Genomic DNA, 24293 nt, shown 5'->3' with positions numbered 1-24293 from the left:
CGCCGGCCGGTCACGCTCGCTAGGCTGTGACATCCGGGGCTCCGCCCCGCGCCGGGGGCCTCGCCACCCTGACCCCTCAAGCGGTTGAGGCCTCCGTTGACCGAGCCGAAGGAGGGACACCGTGCACACCGCCGACGTTACCGAGGAGCTGGCGCGCCGCGTGGTGGCCGCCGCCGGCCGGGCCCTGGACGTGGAATTGACCTCGGAGCAGGCGCTGATCCAGGCGTCGCCGCGTGACGGCGTCGACTACCAGGCCAACCTCGCGATGAGCCTCGGCAAGAAGCTCGGCCGGCCGCCGCGCGAGGTCGCCACGCTGATCGCCGAAGCCCTGGAGCTGGACGGCATCGCCGAGCCGCCCGAAATCGCCGGGCCGGGCTTCCTCAACTTCGCGCTGCGCAAGGACTGGCTGGAAACGCGCGTCGAATCGGTGCTCGGCGATCCGCGGCTCGGCGTGCCGAAGACGGCCGGTCCACGCACGATCGCGCTCGACTACAGCAGCCCGAACGTCGCCAAGGAAATGCACGTCGGGCACCTGCGCTCGTCCGTGATCGGCGACGCCCTCGCGCGCCTGCTGCGCTTCGCGGGCCATGAAGTGTTGCCGCACAACCACCTCGGCGACTGGGGCACGCCGTTCGGCATGCTCATCGAGCACCTGCTCGACGTCCCGTCCGAGCAGCGCGCGATCGCCGACCTCGACGCCTTCTACCGCGAAGCACGCCGGAAGTTCGACAGCGACGAAGCGTTCGCGACGCGGGCGCGCACCCGCGTCGTGCTGCTGCAGAGCGGCGACGACGAGACCCTCGCCGTGTGGCAGACCCTCGTCGACGAGTCGACCCGGCACTTCAACGAGGTCTACGCCCTGCTCGGGATCTCCTTGACGGACAAGGACATCTACGGCGAGAGCTACTACAACCCGTACCTCGCCGCGGTCGTCGACGACCTGGAAGCGGCCGGGCTGACCGAACTCAGCGACGGTGCCGTCTGCGTCTTCCCCGAAGGGTTCCGCAACCGGGAGGGCGACCGGCTGCCGCTGATCGTCCGCAAGCGCGACGGCGGGTACGGCTACGCGGCCACGGACCTGGCCACCGTCCGGTACTGGACGACCGAACGCGGCGCGACCGACCTGCTCTACGTCGTCGGAACGCCACAGGCGCAGCACTTCGCGATGGTGTTCTCGGCCTGCCGCACGGCGGGCTGGCTGACCGGGCACGCCGAGCACGTCGGCTTCGGCACCGTGCTGGGCGCGGACGGCAAGACGATGCGGACGCGGGCCGGCGAGACGATCAAGCTGGTCGACCTGCTCACCGAAGCCGTGACGCAGGCCGCCGCGGTCGTCGCCGAACGCAGTGAGCTCGACGCGGCCGGGCAGGCCGAAGTCGCCCGGGCCGTGGGCATCGGCGCGGTCAAGTACGCCGATCTCTCCGGCGACCGCGAGCGCGACTACGTCTTCGCCTGGGAACGCATGCTCGCCAAGGAGGGCAACACCTCGGTGTACCTCCAGTACGCGCACGCGCGGACGCGGTCGATCCTGCGCAGGGCGGGCGGCGAGCCCGACGGGACGCGGATCCTGCTGGACGAACCGGCGGAACGGGCGCTCGCGCTCAAGCTGCTGCGGTTCGGCGAAGCCCTTCAGGCGGCGACAAGCGCCCACGCGCCACACAAGCTCTGTACGTACCTCTACGAGACCGCCGTCGCGTTTTCCCGGTTCTACGACGATTGTCCGGTGCTCAAGGCGCCGACCCCCGAGCTGCGCGCGTCCCGGCTGCGCTTGACTACGCTGACGGCGCACACGCTCGCGCTCGGGCTTTCCCTGCTCGGCATCGACGCGCCCGACCAGCTCTAGCGGGAGACCATTGTGGAACTGCCCGGCGACCTGCTCGCCCTGCTGCGCGAGCCCAGCCTCTGCTTCCTGGCGACGTCGATGCCGGACGGCTCGCCGCAGCTCACCCAGACCTGGGTGGACACCGACGGCACGCACGTCCTGGTGAACACCGTGCTGGGCCACCAGAAACAGCGCAACATCGAACGTGACCCGCGGGTGGCGCTCAACGTGGCCGACCGCGAGCGGCCGTCGCGCTACTACGCGATCCGCGGCCAGGTCGTCGGGATGACCGAAGACGGCGCCGTCGAGCACATCGAGAAGCTGGCGCAGCGGTATCTGGGCGGCCCGTACCCGTGGTGGGGCGGGCGCGACCAGACGCGGCTGCTGCTGACCATCAAGCCGGACCGCATCAGCGGGACGTAGGCGCCACCAGGTCGTCAGCGTCCCGGAAGCCGGCGGCCGGGCCCACCTGGTGTCGGTGGGCCGAGGGCCGTCAGCGCCGGGGCTCGGACAGGACGAGGACCACCGTGCCGCTCGCGAACGTCCGGGTCTCGACCTTGCCGAACACCCCGGTGACGCCCTCGCCGAAGAGCTGCTCGCCGGCGCCGCGCAGCACCGGGTGGATCCACAGCCGCAGCTCGTCGAGCAGCCCGTGCGCGACGAGCGTGCGGGCGACCGGACCGTAGCCGTACATCAGGATGTCCGCGCCCGGCGCCTGCTTCAGCTCCCGCACGGCGCCGGGCAGGTCGCCGGACAGCACGGTCGTGTTGTTCCACGCCGGCGAGGTCAGAGTGGTCGAAGCGACGTACTTCGCCATCTTGTTCATGGTGTCGCTGAACTCGTCGCCGCTGCGGGCCGGCCAGGCTTCGGCGAAACCGTCGTAGGTGCCGCGGCCCATCAGCAGGGCGTCGCTCGCGCGCAGCTGGTCGAGGGCGAAGGCGCCGGCGGCCTCGTCGAAGTAGTCCAGCGACCACAGGTGCGGGTCGGAGACGACGCCGTCGAGGGTCACGTAGGTCGAGTTGACGATCTTGCGCATCGGATGCTCCCGGGTTCGTTCGTGGTGCCCCGAGATTCGGCCGCGGCCCTTCCGGTGGGCTATCGACGCGCTATCGGTTCCCGCTCGCGTGCTGGGCGACGTCGGCGAGGAGCCGCTCGGCCCGGTGGGCGTGCTCCGCGGCCGTCACGGCGTCTTCGGCCAGCTCGCCGAGCCGCCGGTGGGCGCGGGCCTGCAGGTGCCGGTCGCCGGTCACCCCGGCCACCGTGACCGCCTCGGTGAACCGGGCGGTGGCCGTGCCGGCGTCTCCCGCCGCGACGGCGACGCGGCCCTGGCCGAACAACGCGTAGCCGACGCCGATCCGGTCCCCCAGACCGGAGGCGATCTCCAGGACCCGGTCCACCGCCACCCCGGCGGCGCCGACGTGCCCGGCGGCCAGCTCGACGTCGGCGCTGCGGTAGAGGATCTGCGCTTCGGTGCGCGACGCGCCCGCGTCCCGCGCGAGCCGCAGCGCTTCGGCCACTTGGCCGGCGGCGTCGCCGAGCGCGCGAGCGTCGAGGTCGAGCCGGGCGAGTTCGGACCGCGCGTGTGCTTCGCCGCTTCGGTCGCCGGCCGCGTGCAGGAGCGGCAACGCCTCGGTGGCGCACGCGCGGGCCGCGGCGAGGTCGCCGTTCAGCCGCCGGACCGTGGCGAGCTGCCGCAGCGTCGCGCCGACGCCGTGACCGATCCCGGCGGCGCGGAACCCGGCCAGCGCGGGTTCGAGGTACCGGGCCGCGTCGTCCGGACGGCCCTGGTGGACGAGCAACGCGCCCAGGGAGTGGCGGGCCGCGGCGGCGCCGACCGCGTCACCTGCCCGGTCCGCCGACGTGACCGCGAGCTGGGCGATCTCCCGCCAGTCGTCGAAGTAGCCGCGGATTTCGAACAACGCCGCGGCCGTGACGGCCAGCTCCCAGCACAGGTCGTCCCACTCCGCGGCCGCCGCCTCCCGCACCGCCGTGACGAGCGCGAAGCGTTCTTCGTCGACCCACTGCAACGGCGCCCGGCGGACGGCGGCCGTCGCCGAGGCCGGCGGCTCCCGGCGGGGCGCGGTCCCCCGCAGGTCGAGCCGGCCGCCGAACTCGGGACGCTGGGCCTGTCCGGCGAGGCCGAGCCAGCCGGAGCCGAGCCGGCGCAGGGCCGCCGCGTGCTCGGCGACGCTGTCCTCGGCGGCGGCGCACTCGGTCGCGAAGACGCGCACGAGGTCGTGGAACCGCCAGCGCCGGGACAACGCCGAAGGCGGCGCGCCGTCGGCGATCAGGTTGGCTTCGAGCAGCTCCGCGAGCGCGTCCTCGGCCGTGACGTGCGGGACGTCGAGCAGCGCACCCGGGGCCCAGTGCGGCAGGTCGGGGTGCTGCGGCGTGGCCATCCGGCGGAACAGCGACCGGGCCGGCCCGCTCAAGCCGTGGTAGGACAACGCGATCGTCGACCGCAGCTGGACCCCGCGGAAGGACAGCTCGTCCAGCCGCCGCTTCTCGTCGGTCAGCCGGTCCAGCAGATCGCCGAGGGCCCAGTGGTCGCGGGACGCGAGCTTCGCCCCGGCGATGCTCAGCGCGAGCGGCAGCCGGTCGCACGCGGCGACCAGGGCCTCGGCCGCCTCCGGTTCGGCGGTCAGCCGATCGTCGCCGACGAACGTCGCGAGCAGCCGCAGCGCGACGTCGTCCTCGAGCACGTCGAGCTGGACGCCGGCCGCGCCGGGCAGGCCGGTGAGCCGTGCCCGCGACGTCGTCAGGACCGCGCAGCCGGCCGAACCGGGCAGCAGCGGCAGGACGTCCGCCTCCCGCCGGACGCCGTCGAGCACGACCAGGACCCGCCGGTCGGCCAGCCGCGTGCGGTACAGCTCGGCGCGTTCGCGCGGGTCCCGGGGCAGCAGCTCCTCGGCCATGCCCAGGGCGCGCAGGAAACCGCCGAGCACCCGCGCGGACCAGGTCGTGCTGTCCTCGGCCGAGTCGTCGTGCAGGTCGGCGTAGAGCTGGCCGTCCGGGAAGCGCGCGGCGAGCTCGTGCGCGGCCCGCACCGCCAGCGCCGACTTGCCCACACCGCCGGCGCCGGAGATCCCGACGACCCGGACCGCGAACGGCGTCTGCGGGTCGGCGGGCCCGCACAGCCGCGCGCTGATGGCGCGCAACGCGGCGTCGCGACCGGTGAAGTTCGTGGCGGGCGCCGGCAGCTGACGCGGCACCGGCGTCGCGACGACGTCCTGAACGGCCCGGGCGGCGGGCTGCTCCCCGGCCAGGATCGCGGCCTGCAGCTCACGCAGCTCGGGACCCGGTTCGACGCCGAGCTCGTCGACCAGGACGTCGCGGGCCCGCCGGAACGCGGTCAGTGCCTCGGCCCGGCGGCCGCCGCGGTGCAGTGCCCGCATCAGCAGCAGGTGCAGGTTCTCCCGCAGCGGGTGCTCGTCGACCAGGGCGGTGAGCTCGGGCAGGACGTCGGCGCCGCTCTCGAGCCGGGCGCGGACGCGCTGCTCGACCAGGTCCAGCCGGCGTTCCGCGAGCCGGGTGGCGGCGCGGGTCAGGGCATCGCTGTCCAGACCGGCGAACGCGGGCCCGCGCCACAACGCGAGCGCCGCTTCGCAGGCGTCGTCGTCGGTCCGGGCCCGCACGGCCAGTTCGGCGAACCGCGTCAGATCGAGGTCTTCGGCGGCGACGTCGAGCCGGTAGCCCGGGGCGCGGGTGGTGATCGTCGCGAACCCGCCGGCGTCACGCAGCCGGCGGCGCAGCGCGGACACGCAGATCTGGACCTGCGACCGGGCCGTGGCCGGCGGCCGCTCACCCCAGAGCGCGTCGACCAGCCTCTCGGCCGCGACCTCGCGGTTGGCGTCGAGCGCGAGCACGGCGAGCACGACCGACTCGCGCGGGCTGCCCACCGGCGTGGCCGGGGACCCGAGCTCGGCGGGCCCGAGCAGGCGGAGCCGCGGCGGGGCGGGGTGCTCGGTCATCACCACCAGTGTCGTCCATAGCGGATCGATAGCGGCCGGATGGGGCGTCCGGCGAAGGTGGCTCCAGTAACCGAAGAACCCGAGGAGTGGTCCGGATGTCCGAAATGGAAACAATGGAAACTGTGGAAACGCCGCACGAGCTGGTGCTCACCGACACCTTCCCGGTGTCCCGCGACGAGGTGTGGGCGGCGTGGACCGACCCCGCGCGGTTCGCGACCTGGTGGGTCGGCCCCGGCTTCCGCACCCACGACCTGGTCATGGAGGTCGAGCCGCGCGGCCGGTTCGCCGCGAAGCAGTCGTCCGAGGCGGGCGACTTCACCATGCCCTTCGCCGGGTTCTACGTCGACGTCGTCCCGGGTGAGCGGCTGGTGCTGGGGCTCAGCGACGAGCCGTCGCCGGACGAGCCGATGCGCACCGAGATGACCGTGACGCTGACGGAGGTCGACGGCGGCACCCGGCAGGAGTTCCGGCAGACCGGCGTGGTGACCGACGAGCACTTCGCGGCGCTGGAGGCCGGGACGCGGGTGTTCTTCAGCCAGCTCGGCGCGCGGCTGGCCGGCCGGAGCTGAGCGCGGTCTCACAGCCCGGCCAGCTCGCGCCGCTTGATCTTCCCCGACGGCGTCGCGGGCAGCCGGTCGACGAACCGGACCAGCCGCGGCCGTTTGTACGGGGCGAGGTGCGGGGTGGTGAACGCGATCAGCTCGTCGGCCGTGGTGGTCTCGCCGGGGCGCAGGACGACGTACGCGCAGGCGAGCTCGCCCTTGACCGCGTCCGGCACCGGCCCGGCGGCGACCATGGCGACGGCCGGGTGCCCGGCGAGCACCCGCTCGATCTCGGCCGGGTAGACGTTGTAGCCGCCGGTGATGATCAGGTCCTTCTTGCGGTCGACGACGAACAGGTGACCGGTGGGGTCGCGGTAGCCGAGGTCGCCGGTGCGCAGCCAGCCGTCCGCGTCGATCGTCTCGGCCGTGGCCCCGGGCCGGTCGTGGTAGCCGAGCATCACGACCGGGCCGCGCACCATCAGCTCGCCGCGGACGCCGTCCGGGGCGTCACGGCTCGGGTCGTCGAGGTCGGCGACGCGGATCTGCACGCCGGGGTAGGCGACGCCGATGGAGCCGAGGACCTCGGGCGCGTGCGGGCTGTGCGTGGTGGCGTGCCCGGACAGCTCGGTCATCCCCCAGACCTGCAGCAGCGGCGCCCCGCTGCGGTCCTGCCAGGCCCGCATGGTCGAGACGGCGATCGTCTGGCCGCCGACGGTGCTGCGCGTCAGCGACGAGAGGTCCGCGGTCGCGAGGGCCGGGTCGGCGAGCAGCATCGCGTACATCGCGGGCACGCCTTCGAAGATGGTCGCGCGGTGCGTTTCGATCGCGGCGAAGACGTCTTCGGGTGCGAACCGTTCCCGCAGTACGACGGTCCCGCCGGCGCAGAACGTGCTGTGCACGGCGACGTTCCCGTAGACGTGCGGGAGCGGCAGCGCGGTGACGACGACGTCGTCTTCGCGGCGGGCGTGCATGGTGGCGGTGAGCGCGCAGTTGACCAGGACGCCGTACTGGCTCTGCACGGCGCCTTTCGGGTGACCCGTGGTGCCGGAGGTGTAGGCGATGGTGCACGGGCCGGCCACGTCGATCGGGTCCCGGGGTGCGGCGCCGAGCAGGTCCGCGAACGGGACGGCGTCGTCGCCGTTGTCGAGGTCCACGACGAGCTCGACGTTGTCGACCCGCTCCCGGAGCGCGCCGGTCGTGATGACGGCCGCGGCCCGGCAGTCACCGGTGACGTAGTTCAGTTCTTCGGCGGTGAGCAGGGCGTTGACCGGGGTGACGATCGCGCCGGCCCGCAGGACACCGTGGTAGGCGGCCAGCCATTCCCAGCGGTTGGGCGCGTAGAGCGTCACGACGTCGCCCGGCGCGATGCCCCGGTCACGCAGGCCGCCGGCGACGGCCGCCGCGGCCGCGTCGAGCTCGGCGTAGGTCAGTGTGCGCGTCGCGGTGACGAGCGCGGTCCGGCCGGGGTGGCGCCGCGCGGCGGTGCGGAGGATGTCGGCGGGGCCGGTCATGCGCGGAGCCTAGGACAGTGCCTTCGGGACAGGTCCCCGAACACGGCTTCAGCGGGACCCGCTCGTCGGCGTGGGCTACTTCGCGACGCCGCTCCGGGGCAGCTCGGGGGTCGAGGCCGATCAGGTCCGGCAGTTCCGTCGCCACGGCCTGCCGCGAAGAAGCTGCGCTCTGCCTTCGGTCAGCGGCGCAGCGGGACCAGGTCGTCCGCGTGCACAACCTCGCGACGCTGCTCCGGCGGCAGCTCCGGGGTCGAGCGGCCGATCAGGTCCGGCAGCTCCGTCGCGTCGAACGCCACCACGCCGCGCGCCACCGCGCGGTCGTTCGTGTCGATCAGGTCGACGACGTCGCCGGCTTGGAAGTCGCCCTCGACGCCGATGATTCCGGCCGCCAGCAGCGAGCGGCGGCGGCGGACCACCGCCGTCACCGCGCCGTCATCGATGCGGAGCCTGCCCGTCGTGTCGGCCGCGTAGCCCAGCCAGAAGCGGCGGGCCGACAGGCGGGTGTCAGCCGGGGCGAACGCCGTGCCCGGGGAGGCCGTCGTCAGGGCCGATGACGCTTCCGACGCCGCCGCGAGCAGCACCGGGATGCCCGCGCCGGCCGCGGTACGGGCGGCCGCCAGTTTGGACACCATGCCGCCGGTACCCAGCCCGGAGCTGGACATCCCGACCGAGATTCCGTCCACATCGGACTCCGAGAGCACCTCGGTGAGCTTGCGGGTGGCACCTTCGCGGGGGTCGCCGTCGTACAGACCGTCCACATCGGACAGCAGGATCAGGGCATCGGCGCCGATCAGGTGCGCCACCAAAGCCGCGAGCCGGTCGTTGTCGCCGAAGCGGATTTCCTCGGTGGCCACCGTGTCGTTCTCGTTGACGACCGGGACCGCGCCGAGCGCCAGCAGCCGCGAGAACGTCCGCTGCGCGTTGCGGTAGTGCGAACGGCGCACGACGTCGTCGGAGGTGAGCAGCACCTGCCCGACCGTCAGCGAGTACCGCCCGAACGACTCGGCGTAGGCGTGCGCCAGCGCGAGCTGCCCGACGCTCGCCGCCGCCTGCTGGGTGGCCAGGTCCTTCGGGCGCTTACCCAGCGACAGCGGAGCGAGGCCGGCGCCGATCGCACCCGAGGAGACGAGCACGATCTGCGTACCGGCCGCGACTCGCGAAGCGATTGCGTCGACCAGCGCGTTCAGCCGGACCGGGTCGAGGCCGCTGCCCGCGGTGGTCAGCGCCGAAGAACCGACCTTGACCACCAGCCGCCGGGCGGCGGCGATGGCCTCCCGCGTGCCGCTCACGCGTCCAGGTCCCCGTCGGCGCCTTCCGGCTCGTCCGGGCCGTCACGGCGGATCCGGCGGGCTTCCTTGCGCTCGGCCGCGCCGATCCGGTCGTGGTTCTCGAGCCGGACGTCGGTGCCGCGGCCGGACAGGTGCATCGCGACGCTCGGCGTCGACGGCTCCCACTCGAACTGGACGTCGCCGATCGTGACCGGGCTGCCCGGCCGCGCGCCGAGTTTCGCCAGCTTGTCCTCGACGCCGAGGCGGTTGAGGCGGTCGGCGAGGTAGCCGACGGCTTCGTCGTTGCCGAAGCTCGTCTGGCGGATCCACCGCTCCGGGCGCGTGCCGCGCACGATGTAGGCGCCCTCTTCCTCGGGGTCGACTTCGACGGTGAACCCCTGGTCGTCGACGGCGAGGGGCCGCAGCACGATCGTCTCCGGCTCCAGCACCGGCTGCATCTCGCGGTACTCCTCGACCACCTTGGCGAGCGCGAAGGTCAGCTCGCGCAGGCCCTTGCGCGACGCCGTGGAGATCTCGAACACCTGCAGACCGCGGGCCTCGAACTCCGGCCGGACGAACTCGGCGAGCTCGGCCGCTTCCGGGACGTCGATCTTGTTGAGCACGACCACGCGCGGGCGCTCTTCGAGTTTCCCGCCGAGGCCCGGGGTGTACTTCGAGAGTTCCAGCTCCAGCGCGTCCACATCGGACACCGGGTCGCGGCCGGGCTCCAGCGTCGCGCAGTCGACGACGTGCACCAGCACCGCGCAGCGCTCGATGTGGCGCAGGAAGTCGAGCCCGAGGCCCTTGCCTTCGGACGCGCCGGGGATCAGCCCGGGGACGTCGGCCATCGTGAAGACGGTGTCGCCGCCGGTGATCACGCCGAGGTTCGGCACGAGTGTGGTGAACGGGTAGTCGGCGATCTTCGGCTTGGCCGCGGACAGCACCGAGATCAGCGACGACTTGCCGGCGGACGGGAAGCCGAGCAGGCCGACGTCGGCGACCGAACGCAGCTCCAGCACGAGGTTGCGGGCTTCCCCCGGCTCGCCCAGCAGCGCGAAGCCGGGCGCCTTGCGCGCCTTCGACGACAGCGCACGGTTGCCGAGGCCGCCGCGGCCGCCCTGTGCCGCGACGAACGTGGTGCCCGGGCCGATCAGGTCGGCGACCATCTCGCCGTCTTCGGTGAACACGACGGTGCCGGACGGCACCTTCATCACCAGGGTCTCCCCCGCCGCACCCGCGCGGTCACCGCCCTGGCCCAGCTTGCCGTTGCCCGCCTTGGCGTGCGGACGGAAGTGGAAGTCGAGCAGGGTGTGCACGTTGGGGTCGACGACCAGCAGGACGTCACCGCCGTTGCCGCCGTTGCCGCCGTCCGGGCCGCCGAGGGGCTTGAACTTCTCGCGGTGCACCGAGGCGCAGCCGTTGCCCCCGTCACCGGCGGTCAGGTGGATCACCGCGCGGTCCACGAAACGGGACGCCATGACTTGCCTCTTTCACTCGCGAGCAGGGATTACACAAAACAAACGAGGGGCGGCACCGGATATTCCGGCCCCACCCCTCGTTTGAGGTCTAGCGTCGAAGCCGAAACTCAGGCTTCCACGGGCACGACGATGTTGATCGTCTTGCGACCACGCTTCTCGCCGAACTGGACCGCGCCGGCGGCCAGCGCGAACAGCGTGTCATCGCCGCCACGGCCGACGTTCACGCCCGGGTGGAACTTGGTGCCACGCTGGCGGATCAGGATCTCGCCGGCGTTGACTTCCTGGCCGCCGAAGCGCTTGACGCCGAGGCGCTGCGCGTTCGAGTCACGACCGTTGCGGGAGCTGGACGCACCCTTCTTGTGAGCCATAGCTCAGCCCTTCTTTAAAAAACTCGGTCTGAAAAGCAGATCCGGAGAAGTTCTTACAGGGAGATGGCGGTGACCTCGACGCGGGTCAGCTTCTGCCGGTGACCCTGACGCTTGTGGTAGCCCGTCTTGTTCTTGAACTTGTGGATCCGGATCTTCGGACCCTTGGTCTGCTCGACGACCTTGCCGGTGACCGAGACCTTCGCCAGCGCGTCAGCGTCCGTGGTGACATCGCCACCGTCGACGTACAAAACGGCGGGGAGAATGTGCTCGGTGCCCGGCTCGCCCTCGAGCTTCTCGACCTCGACCACGTCGCCGACGGCAACCTTGTACTGCTTGCCGCCGGTCTTGACGATCGCGTACGCCGACACGGAAGTCTCCTGCATTACTCGACAATGGGTGGGGGCCCCGCGCGATCGGCCCGCCTCCGGGAAGGCGGTCCTGCTCTCACGCAGGCGGCCTACTCTGGTGGTAGGCCGTACTACAGGTTACGTGGGGTGCCCCGGTGCGTTACCACCGGGGTCCCCAAGTCGTTCAGTTTGCGCTCTGCTCCGAGGCCTTGACCGGCGGACCGGCCGGGCGTGACGCGGCCCGGCGCGGACGGCGCCGGGTGGAGCGTCCGGCCGGTTCGGGCACGCTGACCTCGGGTTCGGCGACCGGCTCAGCGGCCTCCGAAGACTGTGTGACGGGCTCTTCCGCCGGCTCGGGAGCCGACGAACGCTCGACGGCCGGCTCCTCGTGCGGCACCGGCGTCTCGTCCGCCTCGGTGGTCACCGGGACGTCCGCGACCTCGGTGGCCGGCACTGCGGGCCCGAGAGCCACGACGGCCTCGTCCGGCACCTCGGTGGCCTGCCCGGCCTCCGCCGTGTCGGTCACCTCCGGGACGGGCCCGTTGCCGTTGAGGGCACCGTGCTCGTGCGGGTGTTCCTTGGCGACCTTGGACGCGTTCGCCATCGCCGCCACCGCGGACGCGATCGACTCGCGCTTCTCCGGCGGCGGAACGGCGTGCACCTCGGCCTTGGCCGCTTCGGCCTGCTCCTTGGCGGCTTCCTCGCCCTTGCCACCGCGGCCGCGCGACCGGCGGGAGCTCTTCTCCCCGCCGCCGGTGTTGCCGCCACCGCCGTTGCCGCCGTTGCCGCTGTTGCCACCGCCACCGTTGCCGCCGTTCCCGCTGTGGGAGTGGGCGGTGCCGCCGGCCGTGCGCTGCGGCTCGGTCGAGACGACGACGCCGCGGCCCTTGCAGTGCTCGCACGGCGTCGAGAACGCCTCGAGCAGCCCGGTGCCGATCTTCTTGCGGGTCATCTGCACCAGGCCGAGCGAGGTGACCTCGGCGACCTGGTGGCGGGTGCGGTCGCGGCCGAGGCACTCGGTGAGCCGGCGCAGCACCAGCTCGCGGTTGGACTCGAGCACCATGTCGATGAAGTCGATCACGATGATGCCGCCGATGTCCCGCAGCCGGAGCTGGCGGACGATCTCCTCCGCCGACTCCAGGTTGTTGCGGGTCACCGTCTCCTCGAGGTTGCCGCCCGAGCCGGTGAACTTGCCGGTGTTGACGTCGATGACCGTCATCGCCTCGGTGCGGTCGATCACCAGGTAGCCGCCCGAGGGCAGCCAGACCTTGCGGTCGAGGGCCTTGGTGATCTGCTCGTCGATCCGGTGGTCGGCGAACGCGTCACCGGTGCCGGTGTAGCGCCTGAGGCGCTCGGCCAGCTCCGGCGCGACGCCGCTGACGTAGTCGTTGATGGTCTCCCACGACCGGTTGCCCTGGATCTCCAGCTTGGCGAAGTCCTCGGTGAAGAGGTCACGCACGACCTTGACCAGCAGGTCCGGCTCTTCGTAGAGCATGGTCGGCGCGCCGCCCTTGCGGCCGGAGCCGGCGTCGGCCTTCTCCTTGATGACGTCCCACTGGGCCTTCAGGCGGTCGACGTCGCGGCCGAGCTCCTCCTCGCCGATCCCCTCGGAAGCGGTGCGGATGATCACACCCGCGTCCTCCGGGACGATCCGCTTGAGGATGTCCTTGAGCCGGCGGCGCTCGTTCTCCGGCAGCTTGCGGGAGATGCCGGTGGCGCCGCCCGCGGGGACGTAGACCAGGAAGCGGCCGGGCAGCGAGATCTGCGTGGTCAGCCGGGCACCCTTGTGCCCGACCGGGTCCTTGGTGACCTGGACCAGCACGGAGTCGCCGGTGGACAGCGCCTGCTCGATCTTGCGGGCCTTGCCCTCCAGGCCGGCGGCGTCCCAGTCGACCTCACCGGCGTAGAGCACGGCGTTGCGGCCGCGGCCGATGTCGATGAACGCGGCCTCCATGCTCGGCAGCACGTTCTGGACGCGGCCGAGGTAGACGTTGCCGACGATCGAACCGGAGCCCGACTGCGTCACGAAGTGCTCGACCAGCACGCCGTCCTCGAGCACGGCGATCTGTGTCGCGTCGCCCTTCTCGAGGACGACCATCGTGCGCTCGACCGCCTCGCGGCGGGCGAGGAACTCGGCCTCGGACAGGATCGGGGCACGGCGGCGGCCGGCCTCGCGGCCGTCACGGCGGCGCTGACGCTTGGCCTCGAGCCGGGTCGAGCCGCGGACGCTGCGCACCTCGTCGCGCGCCGGGCGCTCGCGCTCGGCGCGTTCGGCCTGCTCGGCCTTGGCCTGGCGGACGTGGGTGACCGTGTTGGGCGGGTCGTCGGTGCCGGTGTCCCCGGCGTCGTCACCGTCCGAGCCCTTGCGGCGGCGACGACGGCGACGGCGCTTGCTGCCGCCTTCGCCGTCGTTGTCGTCGTTGTCGGCGTCGTCGCCTTCCGGCTCTTCGGTGGCGTCCGACTCGTCCTTCGCGGGCTTTTCGTCCGCGTTGCCGTTGCGGGAGCGGCGGCGCGCGGGCTGCTGCTGCGGCTCCTCTTCGGCCTGGGCGTCGTCGCCCTCGTTCTCGTCGCTGCCGTCGGCGCCCTTGCCCCGGCCACGGCCGCGGCGGCCACGGCGGCGGCGACGGCGGCTGTTGGCGTCGTCACCGTCGTCGTCGGAGTCGGTGGCCGGCGAAGTGTCTTCGGCCTCCTCTTCCTCGGCGATCTCGGGCTCGGGCTCGGGCCGCTGGTGCTTCTGCTTCGCGGGCGCCGGGGCCGGCGGCTCCGCGAACGGGTCGGCCGGCTTGCGCGCCGGCTTGGTCGCGGCGGGCTCCGGCGGCAGGAAGACCGGCGACGGCGCGGCGAACACCGGCAGGTGCGCGCGGCTCTTCTGCCGCGGCCGCGGCTTCTCGGCCTCGGCGGCGGGCTGTTCGGGTTCCGGCTCGCGCCGGGTCCGCCCGGTGGGCGCGACCTCGACGTCACCGCCGGAAGCCGGGGCCACCTCGACATCGCCGCCCGAGACCGGAGCGACCTCGACGTCACCGCCGGAGGCCGGCGCGGCCTCGACGTCACCGCCCGAGAACGCCTCGGCGACCTTGAGGGCCACTTCCCGGGTCACGCTCGACTGCGCGCTGCGGACGCTTTCGCCCAGTTCGGTCAGCTTCGCGAGGACGTCCCGGCTGTGCGACTCGAGCAGCTTGGCCAGCGCGTGCACCCGGATCCGGGCGGGCAGGTCGGCCAGCGGGCCGGTCGTGGGTGTGGCGGGATTCCCGCCGGTGTGCTCGGCGGGTGTTTCCGCGTTCGACATGTGTCTCCTCCGCCCCCGGGCGCGTCTGCCGGTTCAACCCGGCAGGGACGCGGCCGCGCAGGGGCCCCTTTCTGTTCGTTCCGCCGTGGTGGTCACCAGCGGCGGGAATCCTTGCCCGACGACCGGGCGCCGCACCATCGACTCCCGATGGCGCGCAACCCGGTCAAAGGTCTGCTCGGCGGGTACCTGCCCAGGCCTCACGGCCCCCGGGCCGCCCGCCACGTCGTCCAGCCGCCCGGTCTGCGGGCGGCGACGCGCGTGGTGCTGGTTCATGCACTTCACCGGGCCGCAACGCCGCAGGCAGCACCTCTCACGTGTGCCCCGCGGCCCAGCGGCCACCCCGAGTATCCCACACCCGGTGACCGCTCCGTCGTACTCGGTACCTCCCGCAGGCCGTCCGGGCGCGCCGCGGGGGTACCGGCCGGGCGAACTTGGCCGAAGAGCTTGTCCGCCGGGCGCGGGGTGGCTAGCGTGCGGCTCGGGGTGGCCGGGCGCACGCGCGCCGGCACCCGCGGTTCCGGCATCCGGTGGGAGGTCGAGTGTCCCTGCTGGCGCGGCCGCTGCGGGCGGTCGTGGGCATCATGCTGGTGTTTTCGGGATGCGTCACCGCCGCTCCGGCGACGGCCGGCGAGTTCTCCTGCGGCCACGGCCGGCCCCTGCGCTACGTCGTCACCTTCGACCGCGGCACCGCCGAGTCCACCGCGCGCGCCCGGATCGCCGGCGCCTGTGGTGCCACGACCGTGTATTACCCGCAGATCGCCGTCGCCGTGGCCACGTCCGGCGACGCGGGGTTCGGCGCGCGGATCGGCCTCGACCGGACGTTCAGCGCCCAGGGTGAGCGGCTGGCCGCACAGCACGCGACCGACCCGGTGAAACCGCAGCCCGCGCGGGCGACGCTGCCGGCGACCGACCCCGCGGCGGTGCCCACGGCGGACCTGAGCGAGCGGCAGTGGGACATGCAGGCGATCAACGCGGGCTGGGCGCACAAGGTGTCCGAAGGCCGCCGCGACGTCGTGGTCGGCGTGCTCGACTCGGGGATCGACCCGGCCCACCCGGACCTCACCACGGCCCTGGACCGCGACGACTCCGCCGGCTGCCTCACCGGCGCCCCCGACCAGGACAAGAGCGCGTGGGCGCCGACGACGTCGGTCCACGGCACACACGTCGCGGGCATCATCGCGGCGGCCGACGACGGCCACGGCGTCACCGGCGTGGCGCCCGGCGTGCGCGTCGCCTCGGTGAAGGTGATCGACGACCGCGGGTACGCCGATCCCGAAGCCGCGGTGTGCGGGCTGATGTGGGCGGCGTCACGGCACATGCAGCTGACGAACAGCAGCTTCTTCGTCAACCCGTGGTCGCTGTCGTGCATCCGCGGCGACGACCGCGGCGTCGTGCACGAGGTCCTGGCCAGAGCTGTGGAATACAGCACGTCGGCGGGCACGCTGAACGTCGCGGCGGCGACCAACGAGGCCGTCGACCTGACGCCGTCCGCGCGTTCGGGCACACCCGGCGCGGGCACGGGGTGCGAGGCCCTGCCGGCCGGGCTGCGGGACGTCGTGGCGGTGTCGGCCGTGGGAGCGGACCGGGTGAAGGCGGGGTACAGCTCGTACGGCCTGGGCGTGATCGACGTCACCGCCCCCGGCGGCGAGACCGGCGAGTGCGTGCTCTCGACGGTCCCGGGCGGCTACGCGCCGCTGTGCGGGACGTCGATGGCGGCCCCGCACGTCGCCGGCGTGCTCGCGCTGCTGGCGTCGTCGCATCCCGGCGCGGGCCCGCGGCAGCTGCGGCGGCTCCTGGACGGGCAGGCGACGCCGATGGCCTGCCCGGCCGACTACGACCTGACCGGGGACGGGACCCAGGACGCGTACTGCGCGGGGTACGAGGGGTTCAACGGCTTCTACGGGCACGGCATGGTGGACGCGATGGCGGCGGTGGCGCCGCGGACCGGACGGCCGGACCCGGCCCGCTGACGTCACCGCCCGGTTCTCGCGTGAGCGGGGACGCGACTCGGGTGATCCGGCGGACGACACGCGTGCCTCAGTGGACGACACGCGTACCCGGGTGGACGACACGGCGTCACGTGAGCAGGAGTTTCGCGATGCGGCGGGTCGAGGCCCACAGGCCCACTCCGCCGAGGACCAGCAGGTAGGCGAGGTTGCCCAGCATGCCGGCGGACAGGATGCCCGTCGCGAGGCCGCGCATGAGCTCGATCGCGTGGTAGAGCGGGAAGCACCGGACCACCCAGTGAAGGGGCTCCGGGTAGACCGAGAGCGGGAAGAACGTCGTCGAGAACAGGAACATCGGGGTCAGCACCAGCTGGATGTAGTCGAACTGGGCGGTCGACTTCACGAACGTCACCAGGGCCATGCCGATCGCGGAGAAGGCGAGGCCGACGAGCAGGGCCGCCGGGACCATCAGCAACGCCCACCACGACACCAGCAGGCCCATCGCCGCCGCGATGCCGAGGAACGCCACCGCGTAGACGCCGCCGCGCAGGACGGCCCAGCCGATCTCGCCCAGCGCGACGTCCAGCGGGCCGATCGGGGTTGCCAGCATCGCGTCGTACAGCTTCGCGTAGCGCAGCTTGAAGAACAGGTTGAACGTCGACTCGAAGACGGCGCCGTTCATCGCCGACGTCGCCAGCAGCGCCGGGGCGACGAACGCGACGTAGCTCATCGGGCGGCCGTCGGGGCCCGTCACCTCGCTGACGAGCCTGCCGAACCCCAGCTGGAACGCCAGCAGGTAGAGGAACGGCTCGGCCGCGCCGGACAGGAAGATCAGCCAGTTGTTCCGGTAGACCATCGTCGCGCGCTCGATCAGCGCGCTCGCCCGCCCGGCGTACAGCCCCGGCGGGAGGATCCGCAGCAGCAGACCGACGCGGCGCGGCGGGGCCTGGACGCGCACCATCAGACCACCAGCCTCTTGTAGAAGGCCCGGTGCGCCAGCGCCCACCCGGCCGCGAACAACGCCGCGAGCACGGCGAAGTGGCCGAGCATCGCCCAGCCGCCGACCCCGCCGACGCTCACGCCACGGGCCAGCTGCGAGCCGTGCCACAGCGGGGAAAGCCAGGCCAGCCAGCGGATCGCGGCGGGCAGCTGCGAGATCGGGAAGAACGTGCCGCTGAACAACGTCATCGGCATCACGACGAAGCGGAAGATCATCCCGAAGCGCTGGCCCTCGTCGTGGGTGCTCGCCGCCAGCGCCGCCATCGGTGTCGTGCAGGCGAGGCCGGTGACCGTGCCGGCGACGATCACCAGCAGCACGCCGGGCCCGGTCCAGGCGCCGAAGAACACCGCGACGAACGCGTAGATCGCGCCGGCCAGGGTCAGCCGCAGCGCCGACCAGATCAGGTGACCGCCGAGCACCTGGCCGGGCGAGACCGGCGTGGCGGTGACGGCCAGGTAGTCCTTCTGCCACTTGAACCCGGAGAGGACGGGGTAGCTCGACTCGCCGACCGCCTGCTGCGCGGCACCGGCGGCGAGCAGCGCGGGTGCGATGTACTGCAGGTAGGAGAGGCCGCCGGTGACGGTGCCGGGCCGGACCTGCGACCCGAAGCCGAGACCCATCGCGGCGAGGAACAGCACCGGCTGCAGGCCGGTGGAGTACAAAGTGGACAGCCAGTGCCGGCGGTACCAGGTCCAGTGGCCTTCGACGCGCAGCCAGGCGCCGTGCCACCGGCCGACGACCCGGCCGCTGGATGCGACGGTGGTCATGACCGGTCCTTCCCGCGGAGGCACGACCGCCGGCTCTCCCGGCGGGGGTGCGCGCGTGGGGTCTCCTGGGGGAGACACGACCGCCGAGTCACCCGGCACGGGTGCGCGCGTGAGGTCCCCTGCCGGAGACACGACTGCCGCATCTCCCGGCACGGGCACACGTGCGGGGTCTCCTGACGGACACACGACCGCCGAATCTCCCGGCACGGGCACACGTGCGGGGTCTCCTGACGGACACACGACCGCCGAATCTCCCGGCACGGGTGCGCGCGCGGCATCTCCTGACGGACACACGACCGCCGAGTCACCCGGCGGGGGTGCGCGCGTGGGGCGCGGGAGCTACGCCCCCGCGGATCCCTCCGGCGAGGGGCATCGGCAGGAGCCCGGCGGAGCCGTGGCCGTGGCCGCCGGGCCAGGGCCACCGTCGCGACCGGTACAGCCGACTCGCCACCCGGCACGGCCAACACAACGCCCGCAGCCGACTCGCCGACCGGGGCGGCCAACTCGCCGACCGGGGCGGGCGACTCGCCGACCGGGGCGGCCAACTCGCCGACCGGGGCGGCCAACTCGCCGACCGGGGCGGCCAACTCGCCGACCGGGGCGGCCAACTCGCCGACCGGGGCGGCCAACTCGCCGACCGGGGCGGCCAACTCGCCGACCGGGGCGGCCAACTCGCCGACCGGGGCGGCCAACTCGCCGACCGGGGCGGGCGACTCGCCGACTGGGGCGGCTGGCTCGCCGGGGGGACGGAGAGGCGCGGGGCGGTGGTGTGCGCCAAGAGAAGCCGAGTTCATCAGTCCACCAGCGTTCGGCCGGTCAGCCTGAGGAAGACGTCCTCCAGGGAACTCCGGCGCACCAGGCTCGACAGCGGCCGCAGGCCCCGGGCGTGGGTGCCTTCCAAGGCCGCCTCGCCGTTGTTGCTGTAGAGCAGGACGCGGTCCGGCAGCACCTCCACCCGCTCCGCGAGGCCCTCCACCCGCGATGCCGCCGACTCCTGCTCCCCCGACGCGAACCGCAGCTCGACGACTTCGCGGGTCGAGTAGCGGCTGATCAGTTCGGCCGGGGAGCCCTCCGCCGCGATGCGGCCGTGGTCCATCACCACCAGCCTGTCGCACAGCTGCTCCGCCTCGTCCATGTAGTGCGTCGTGACGATCAGCGTCGTGCCCTGGGCCTTGAGCCGGAACAGGCGGTCCCACAACAGGTGGCGGGCCTGCGGGTCGAGACCCGTCGTCGGCTCGTCGAGCAGCAGCAGCTCCGGGTCGTTGACCAGCGAACGCGCGATCGTCAGGCGCCGTTTCATGCCGCCCGACAGGGGATCCACCTTGTCGTCGGCCCGGTCGGTCAGCTGGGCGAACTCCATCAGCTCGGCGGCTTTCCGCTTGGCCACCGCCCGCGACAGCCCGAAGTACCGGGCGTAGACGATCAGGTTCTCCCGGACCGTCAGCTCCACATCCAGGTTGTCCAGCTGCGGCACCACACCCAGGCGCGCGCGGATCCGCGGACCGGCGACGTCCGGATCCTGCCCCAGCACCCGCAGGTCGCCGTCGCTCCTCGGGGACACGCACGCGATCATCCGCATGGTCGACGACTTCCCGGCGCCGTTCGGGCCGAGGAAGCCGAACGCCTCGCCGCGCCGGACCTCGACGTCGATCCCGCGCACGGCCTCGAACCCGCCGAACCGCTTCACCAGTGCCTTGGCCTGCACCAGCGCCGGTTCCCGCTCCTCCGTCTGATCCACACCCCGACGATAGGACCCGCCACCGACAAAAACCGAACGGTTTAGCCGCGAACGGTCGAAACCAGCGTTTTCGTCACCCCGTTGACCGTCACCGACAGCTTGGCGACGCCCGGGCGCAACGCCGTCAGCACCCCGGTCGACGGGTCGAACGACGCGACGTCCCACGGCGCGGGCGGCCAGGTCCCGGACACGATGTGCGTGCCCCACGCCCCCGTCCAGTCCGCGCTGACCGGGTACGACACCGGGACGTCGCGGGTGCCTTGGCGCAGCGTCGCGCGGACGTCGGCGTGCGCACCCCGGGAAAGCTCGGCCGGACCCGCCAGAGCCAGCGAGTCGACGTTCGGCCGGGTCTCGAACCGCACCGGCTGCGCGCGGTCGGCCGGGTCGACGCGCAGCAGCGTCCAGCCGACGAACCCGCCGTCGCCCGGCGCGGCCGCGGGTGCCTTGCCCGAGTTGCCGTTGACCAGGTAGGGCACACCGTCCACACGCGACAGTGAGAACACGCCCGCGTGCGAGGCGATCGACGCCGCGGGCTTTCCGGACGTCTGCTCGAAGCCGGTCAGCCAGCCGGTCAGCAGCGCGGCCTCCTTCGGGTCGGCGAGCTGGGAGTTCCCGGTCGGGCTCGGATCCTTCACCGGGTGGTGCATCGCGACGACGACCCCGCGCACGTTCCGGTCGGCCGCCGCCGAATCGAGCGCCGAGCGCAGCAGCCGGACCTGGTCGAACCCGCCGGCCCGCAGCGAACCGCGCGAGGAGTCGAGCAGCACCAGCCGGATCCCGCGCAGGTCGACGACGCGGTGGGTGTCGCCGAAGACCGCCTGGAAGTTGGCCAGCCCGTTGCCGCCCTCCGCCTCGTGGTTGCCCGGCACGTAGTACCAGGGCGCCTTGCCGTCCAGCTCCTCGGAAATCACCCGCCGCGCGAGCGTGAAGTCGGGCGGGGTGCCGCGGTCGACGAAGTCGCCGTTGAGCAGCACCAGGTCCGGCTTCGCGGCGACGGCCTCGCGCAGCGCCCGCCGCACTTGGGCGACCAGCGGGCCCGCCGGGTCGTCGGCGGTGAACTGCGCGTCGCTGACGACCGCGACGCGCAGGCCGCCGGTCAGGACGCCGTCGGTGACCAGGGCCGGGTCGCGCGGCGCCGGGTCCGCGGGCACCGTCGCCGACGGCGCCACCTCGAACGTCAGGTCGTCGAACACCAGCCGGCCCTCGTACTGCTGGTCCGGCATGTTTTCGACGGCGTAGAACCGCGCCAGCCGCTGGCCGTCGGGCAGTCCGGCCGGCACCGCGGCGGCGACGTACCGCCAGCCCGTCCAGTCCACGCTCAGCGCAAGGTCCACAATGGACGCGACGTTCGCGCCGTCGCGCAGTTCCGCCCGCAGCCAGGCGCCCTGGCCGTCTCCGTTCACCCACACGCCGATCTTCTGCGTGCCCTTCGGCACCGGCAGCGCCGCGGACGGCGTCACGTAGGCGGCTCGCGTCGCGGTCGTGCCGGTGAGCCGGTAGTCCAGCGCGAGACCGGCGCCGCCGTCCCGCCCGGGCGCCGCGGACAGCGCCGCGCCGACGACCGCCGGGAACACCGTCGCGGTCCAGCCCGCCGGGCCGTCCAGTGGCGCCGCGACCTGGGCGACCGTGCCCACGGACGCGGCGAGGTGGGTGCTCAGGCCCGCGGCCGTCGCGGTGATCGCGGAGGCGCCGGACGCGGTCAGCGCCGTCACGGAGTAGCCGTCGCCCGCCGGGGCCACGCGAACGACCGAGTGGTCGTAGTCGAGCTTGACGTCGTCGGCCTCCAGCCAGGTGCCGTAGCCGTCGGCGTCGTAGCCGTACACCTTGAACGTGCTGGTCGCGCCGGCCGCCGACAGCGCCACCTGCTCGGTGCTCGTGCCGAGCCGGACCGGCTTGCCCAGCACCGAAAGCGCCGTCTTCCCGGACGCCCGGCCGGACTTCGCGACGACGTCGATCCCGCCGGGGCCGTGGCCCGTGACGACCCCGTGCGTCACGGTGGCGCGCCGGGGATCGGACGTCGTCCAGCGCGGTTCGGCGGCGACAGCGGCGCCGGTCTCGTCGTGGCCGTCGGCGACCAGGTGCCGGGTCAGGCCGGTCAGGACGCGGGTCGCGTCGGCCGTCGCGACGGCGGGCGCGGGCGCGAACGCCGTCAGCCGCCCGCTGCCGGGGGCCGTGCCGAAGCCGATCCCGTTGGGCACCAGGCGTTCCCCGCCATCGGACGGCGAGTTGCGGATGCTCGGCGCCGCCTCGCCTTCGTTGCGGGCCAGTAGGGTCGACGAGCCGCCGCCGTCGAGGTTGATCGCGTCGTCGGCGCCGAGGCCCTTCATGTGCCGCGCCAGTTCCAGCTCGGTCATGCCGCGGCTGTCGGCCTGCCGTCCGTCCACAGTGGCCAGCCACAGTTTCGTGCCGTCGGCGGAGAACCCGACCGCGGTCCGCGGGTGCATCGCGACGTTGTCGACGGGCTGCACGACACCGTCGCGCAGCAGGACTTCGTTGCCGCCCACCGCGACCGCGATCTTCCCCGCGTCCGTGCGCGGCGCGTACGTGACGCCGACCGCGTCGCCCGGCTTCAGCGCAGCGAGCGCGTCCGCCCCGGCTTCGCGCGCCAAAAGCACCGTCGTGCCCGCCGCGATCGGGCCGTCCGCCGGCGCGGTGCGCACCTGCGTGACGACGCCGTCGCGCAGCTCCACCTCGAGGACCCGCGTGGCTCCGGCCACGGACGTCGCGCGGCCGGACGCGCCCCACAACGGCGTGTAGACGCCGATCGCGTCGCGGTCCAGGACGGGACTGTTGAAGTTCGTCGCCTCGACCGCACCACCGGGCAGCGTCACGGTCGCTTCGAGGAACACCGAAGCCAGCCGGGCCTTGCCCTCGTCGGTGATCGAGGCCGTGAGGTTGTGCCCCGACGCGGGCGCGGTCTGCAGCTGCCCGTGGTCGACGCCGACGCCGATCGGCGCGCCGGTGGCGTTGATGTCGAAGAAGTCGCCGTTCACCCCCGCGACCGCGCCGGCGCGCGCGACCTGCTGCGAGAGCGGCGTGCGCGCGGAAACCGTGCCCGGGCTGAGGTACGTCGGCCGGAGCACCTTGCTGCTCAGGTCGACGGCGAGGGTGTCGCCGCGGATCCAGCCCGCCGGGTCGTACCGGTCGAACTGGGTGAGGTCCAGGCCGGGCGCGACCTCGGTGGTCGCGCTGCCGATGACGAGGCCGTCGTCGGGGTCCGCGGCGGCGAAGGTCGCCGGGCCTTCGTGGGCCGACGACGCGGCGGGCGCGGCCTCGATCGGCGGCGTGCCCAGCGGTGCCGCGAGCGGATCGGCGTGGGCGGGGACGACGAGCACCGACGCGAACAGCGAGATCAGCGCGCCGGACAGCACCATGCGTGACTTCTTCACCGGGTACCCCAGTATCGAGTGAGAGTGAGCCGGACCAGCACAGCGCAGCGACGCGGCCACGGGAAGGCTTCGCGGTGAACGCCGCCTGAATGGTCTAGAACAGCTACCCCGTCAGGCCGTGAACGGCGCCCGGAGGAACTGTTCGGCGGTCGCGGTGTCGCCGGTGAGACGCGGCGAGGGGGCGGTGCGCTTCCACAGGTGCAGCAGGAGGTCCTGCGCCGTGGCCTCGGCGGTCGCGACGGATCCGGTGGCCGGACCGAGCGCGGGTGGTTCACCCGGGTGCAGCGTCCAGGCGTCGCCGGTGTCGGTGGTGCGCAGCGCGAGGGGCGCGGCCAGCGGCGGCGGGGCGTGCCAGCGGGTGACGCGCGGGAGCCAGGCGGTGAGGACCTCGTCGACGCCGTCCGCGGCGACCGCCGGGTCGAGCGCGACGGCGGTGCCGGCCGCGGCGTGCGCGTCGGCCAGGTGGACGGCGGTTTCGTGGACCTGACGGCGGAACCAGAAGGCCTTGACCTTCCCGGTGCCCGCGAAGTGCCAGCAGGGGTCCTCGGGGGTGGCGGCTTCGAGCGCGTCCACCAGCTGCCGGGCGCTTGCGGCGTACCAGGACACGAGGTCGGCACCCGGGTCGTCGGCGAAGCTCTGCCGTTGCGATTCACCGGTGGTGACGACGGCAGCGGCCCAGCGGTGCACGTTGCCCAGGTGCGTGGCGAGGTCGGCGACGGTCCAGCCCGCGCAGTCCGGCACCGGCGCGGCCGGGTCGGCGGCGCGCAGTACCTCGGCGAACCCGCCGGTCAGCTCCCGCAGCACGGGCAGGTAGTCACGGGCCGGGAACGGCATCGTCGTCATCGGGTCTCCGGGCGGGC

17 protein-coding genes and 1 pseudogene are annotated in these 24293 nt (G+C 73.3%); 5 read left to right on the top strand and 13 right to left on the bottom strand.

Annotation, left to right across the window (positions count from 1 at the left end; genetic code table 11):
* The first annotated feature begins 121 nt into the window (after nt 1–121).
* Together argS and OG494_RS01180 are read left to right on the top strand one after the other, a co-directional pair.
* Nucleotides 122–1843: an arginine--tRNA ligase gene (argS, locus tag OG494_RS01185; protein ID WP_328451038.1), complete on the top strand. Its 1722-nt coding sequence runs from the start codon at nt 122–124 to the stop codon at nt 1841–1843.
* Nucleotides 1844–1855: 12 nt separating this feature from the next.
* Nucleotides 1856–2245 carry a PPOX class F420-dependent oxidoreductase gene (locus OG494_RS01180; protein WP_328451036.1) on the top strand — a complete coding sequence of 130 codons (390 nt, stop codon included), beginning with the start codon at nt 1856–1858 and terminating at the stop codon, nt 2243–2245.
* Nucleotides 2246–2315: 70 nt separating this feature from the next.
* Here the strand turns inward: OG494_RS01180 and OG494_RS01175 are convergent, their stop codons facing one another.
* Together OG494_RS01175 and OG494_RS01170 are read right to left on the bottom strand one after the other, a co-directional pair.
* Nucleotides 2316–2858: a dihydrofolate reductase family protein gene (locus OG494_RS01175; protein WP_328451034.1), complete on the bottom strand. Its 543-nt coding sequence runs from the start codon at nt 2856–2858 to the stop codon at nt 2316–2318.
* A 70-nt stretch (nt 2859–2928) separates the two neighbouring features.
* Nucleotides 2929–5793, bottom strand: a complete 2865-nt coding sequence (locus OG494_RS01170) for an AfsR/SARP family transcriptional regulator (protein WP_328451032.1) — start codon at nt 5791–5793, stop codon at nt 2929–2931.
* Between the two features lie 95 nt (nt 5794–5888).
* Between OG494_RS01170 and OG494_RS01165 the strand changes: the two genes are divergently transcribed.
* The gene (locus OG494_RS01165; protein ID WP_328451030.1) at nt 5889–6362 is read left to right on the top strand and encodes an SRPBCC family protein; all 474 of its coding nucleotides are present in this window, start codon (nt 5889–5891) and stop codon (nt 6360–6362) included.
* Nucleotides 6363–6370: 8 nt separating this feature from the next.
* On the opposite strand, the gene OG494_RS01160 is transcribed toward OG494_RS01165, so the two are convergent.
* The 6 genes from OG494_RS01160 to OG494_RS01135 all read right to left on the bottom strand — a co-directional run bounded on the left by OG494_RS01160 (nt 6371) and on the right by OG494_RS01135 (nt 14593).
* Nucleotides 6371–7846: a class I adenylate-forming enzyme family protein gene (locus tag OG494_RS01160; protein ID WP_328451028.1), complete on the bottom strand. Its 1476-nt coding sequence runs from the start codon at nt 7844–7846 to the stop codon at nt 6371–6373.
* A gap of 179 nt (nt 7847–8025) precedes the next feature.
* Nucleotides 8026–9135: a glutamate 5-kinase gene (proB, locus tag OG494_RS01155; protein WP_328451026.1), complete on the bottom strand. Its 1110-nt coding sequence runs from the start codon at nt 9133–9135 to the stop codon at nt 8026–8028.
* A complete protein-coding gene (gene obgE / locus OG494_RS01150) occupies nt 9132–10592 on the bottom strand; it encodes a GTPase ObgE (protein ID WP_328451025.1) in 1461 nt (486 codons plus the stop codon). The genes proB and obgE overlap by 4 nt, the downstream gene beginning before the upstream one ends.
* 107 nt (nt 10593–10699) lie before the next feature.
* Nucleotides 10700–10960, bottom strand: coding sequence for a 50S ribosomal protein L27 (gene rpmA / locus OG494_RS01145; protein ID WP_155545674.1), 261 nt, complete (start codon nt 10958–10960; stop codon nt 10700–10702).
* A gap of 53 nt (nt 10961–11013) precedes the next feature.
* A complete protein-coding gene (gene rplU, locus OG494_RS01140; protein WP_003067132.1) occupies nt 11014–11328 on the bottom strand; it encodes a 50S ribosomal protein L21 in 315 nt (104 codons plus the stop codon).
* Nucleotides 11329–11491: 163 nt separating this feature from the next.
* Nucleotides 11492–14593, bottom strand: coding sequence for a translation initiation factor IF-2 N-terminal domain-containing protein (locus OG494_RS01135; RefSeq protein WP_328451023.1), 3102 nt, complete (start codon nt 14591–14593; stop codon nt 11492–11494).
* A gap of 539 nt (nt 14594–15132) precedes the next feature.
* Between OG494_RS01135 and OG494_RS01130 the strand changes: the two genes are divergently transcribed.
* A complete protein-coding gene (locus OG494_RS01130; protein WP_328451021.1) occupies nt 15133–16563 on the top strand; it encodes a S8 family peptidase in 1431 nt (476 codons plus the stop codon).
* A gap of 106 nt (nt 16564–16669) precedes the next feature.
* Here OG494_RS01130 and OG494_RS01125 read toward each other — a convergent pair whose 3' ends face one another.
* Both OG494_RS01125 and OG494_RS01120 read right to left on the bottom strand, forming a co-directional pair.
* The gene (locus OG494_RS01125) at nt 16670–17500 is read right to left on the bottom strand and encodes an ABC transporter permease (protein WP_328451019.1); all 831 of its coding nucleotides are present in this window, start codon (nt 17498–17500) and stop codon (nt 16670–16672) included.
* Nucleotides 17500–18306 carry an ABC transporter permease gene (locus tag OG494_RS01120; protein ID WP_328451017.1) on the bottom strand — a complete coding sequence of 269 codons (807 nt, stop codon included), beginning with the start codon at nt 18304–18306 and terminating at the stop codon, nt 17500–17502. The genes OG494_RS01125 and OG494_RS01120 overlap by 1 nt, the downstream gene beginning before the upstream one ends.
* A 453-nt stretch (nt 18307–18759) precedes the next feature.
* On the opposite strand from OG494_RS01120, the pseudogene OG494_RS48280 reads away from it, so the two are divergent.
* Nucleotides 18760–19131 (top strand): annotated as a pseudogene (locus OG494_RS48280) (hypothetical protein); the annotation flags it as partial.
* Here OG494_RS48280 and OG494_RS01115 read toward each other — a convergent pair.
* From OG494_RS01115 to OG494_RS01105, 3 genes are all read right to left on the bottom strand, one after another.
* Entirely contained in the window at nt 19100–20044 is a 945-nt protein-coding gene (locus OG494_RS01115; protein WP_328451015.1) for an ABC transporter ATP-binding protein, read from the bottom strand. The pseudogene OG494_RS48280 and the gene OG494_RS01115 overlap by 32 nt on opposite strands.
* A gap of 41 nt (nt 20045–20085) precedes the next feature.
* Complete coding sequence (locus tag OG494_RS01110) at nt 20086–23418, bottom strand: phosphodiester glycosidase family protein (protein WP_328458844.1); 3333 nt, start codon at nt 23416–23418, stop codon at nt 20086–20088.
* A 126-nt stretch (nt 23419–23544) separates the two neighbouring features.
* Nucleotides 23545–24276 carry a maleylpyruvate isomerase family mycothiol-dependent enzyme gene (locus tag OG494_RS01105; RefSeq protein WP_328451013.1) on the bottom strand — a complete coding sequence of 244 codons (732 nt, stop codon included), beginning with the start codon at nt 24274–24276 and terminating at the stop codon, nt 23545–23547.
* Between the last annotated feature and the right edge of the window lie 17 nt (nt 24277–24293).

This window comes from Amycolatopsis sp. NBC_00438, from assembly GCF_036026695.1.
Lineage (GTDB): Bacteria > Actinomycetota > Actinomycetes > Mycobacteriales > Pseudonocardiaceae > Amycolatopsis.
This window is presented reverse-complemented; position numbering and strand designations above follow the sequence as displayed.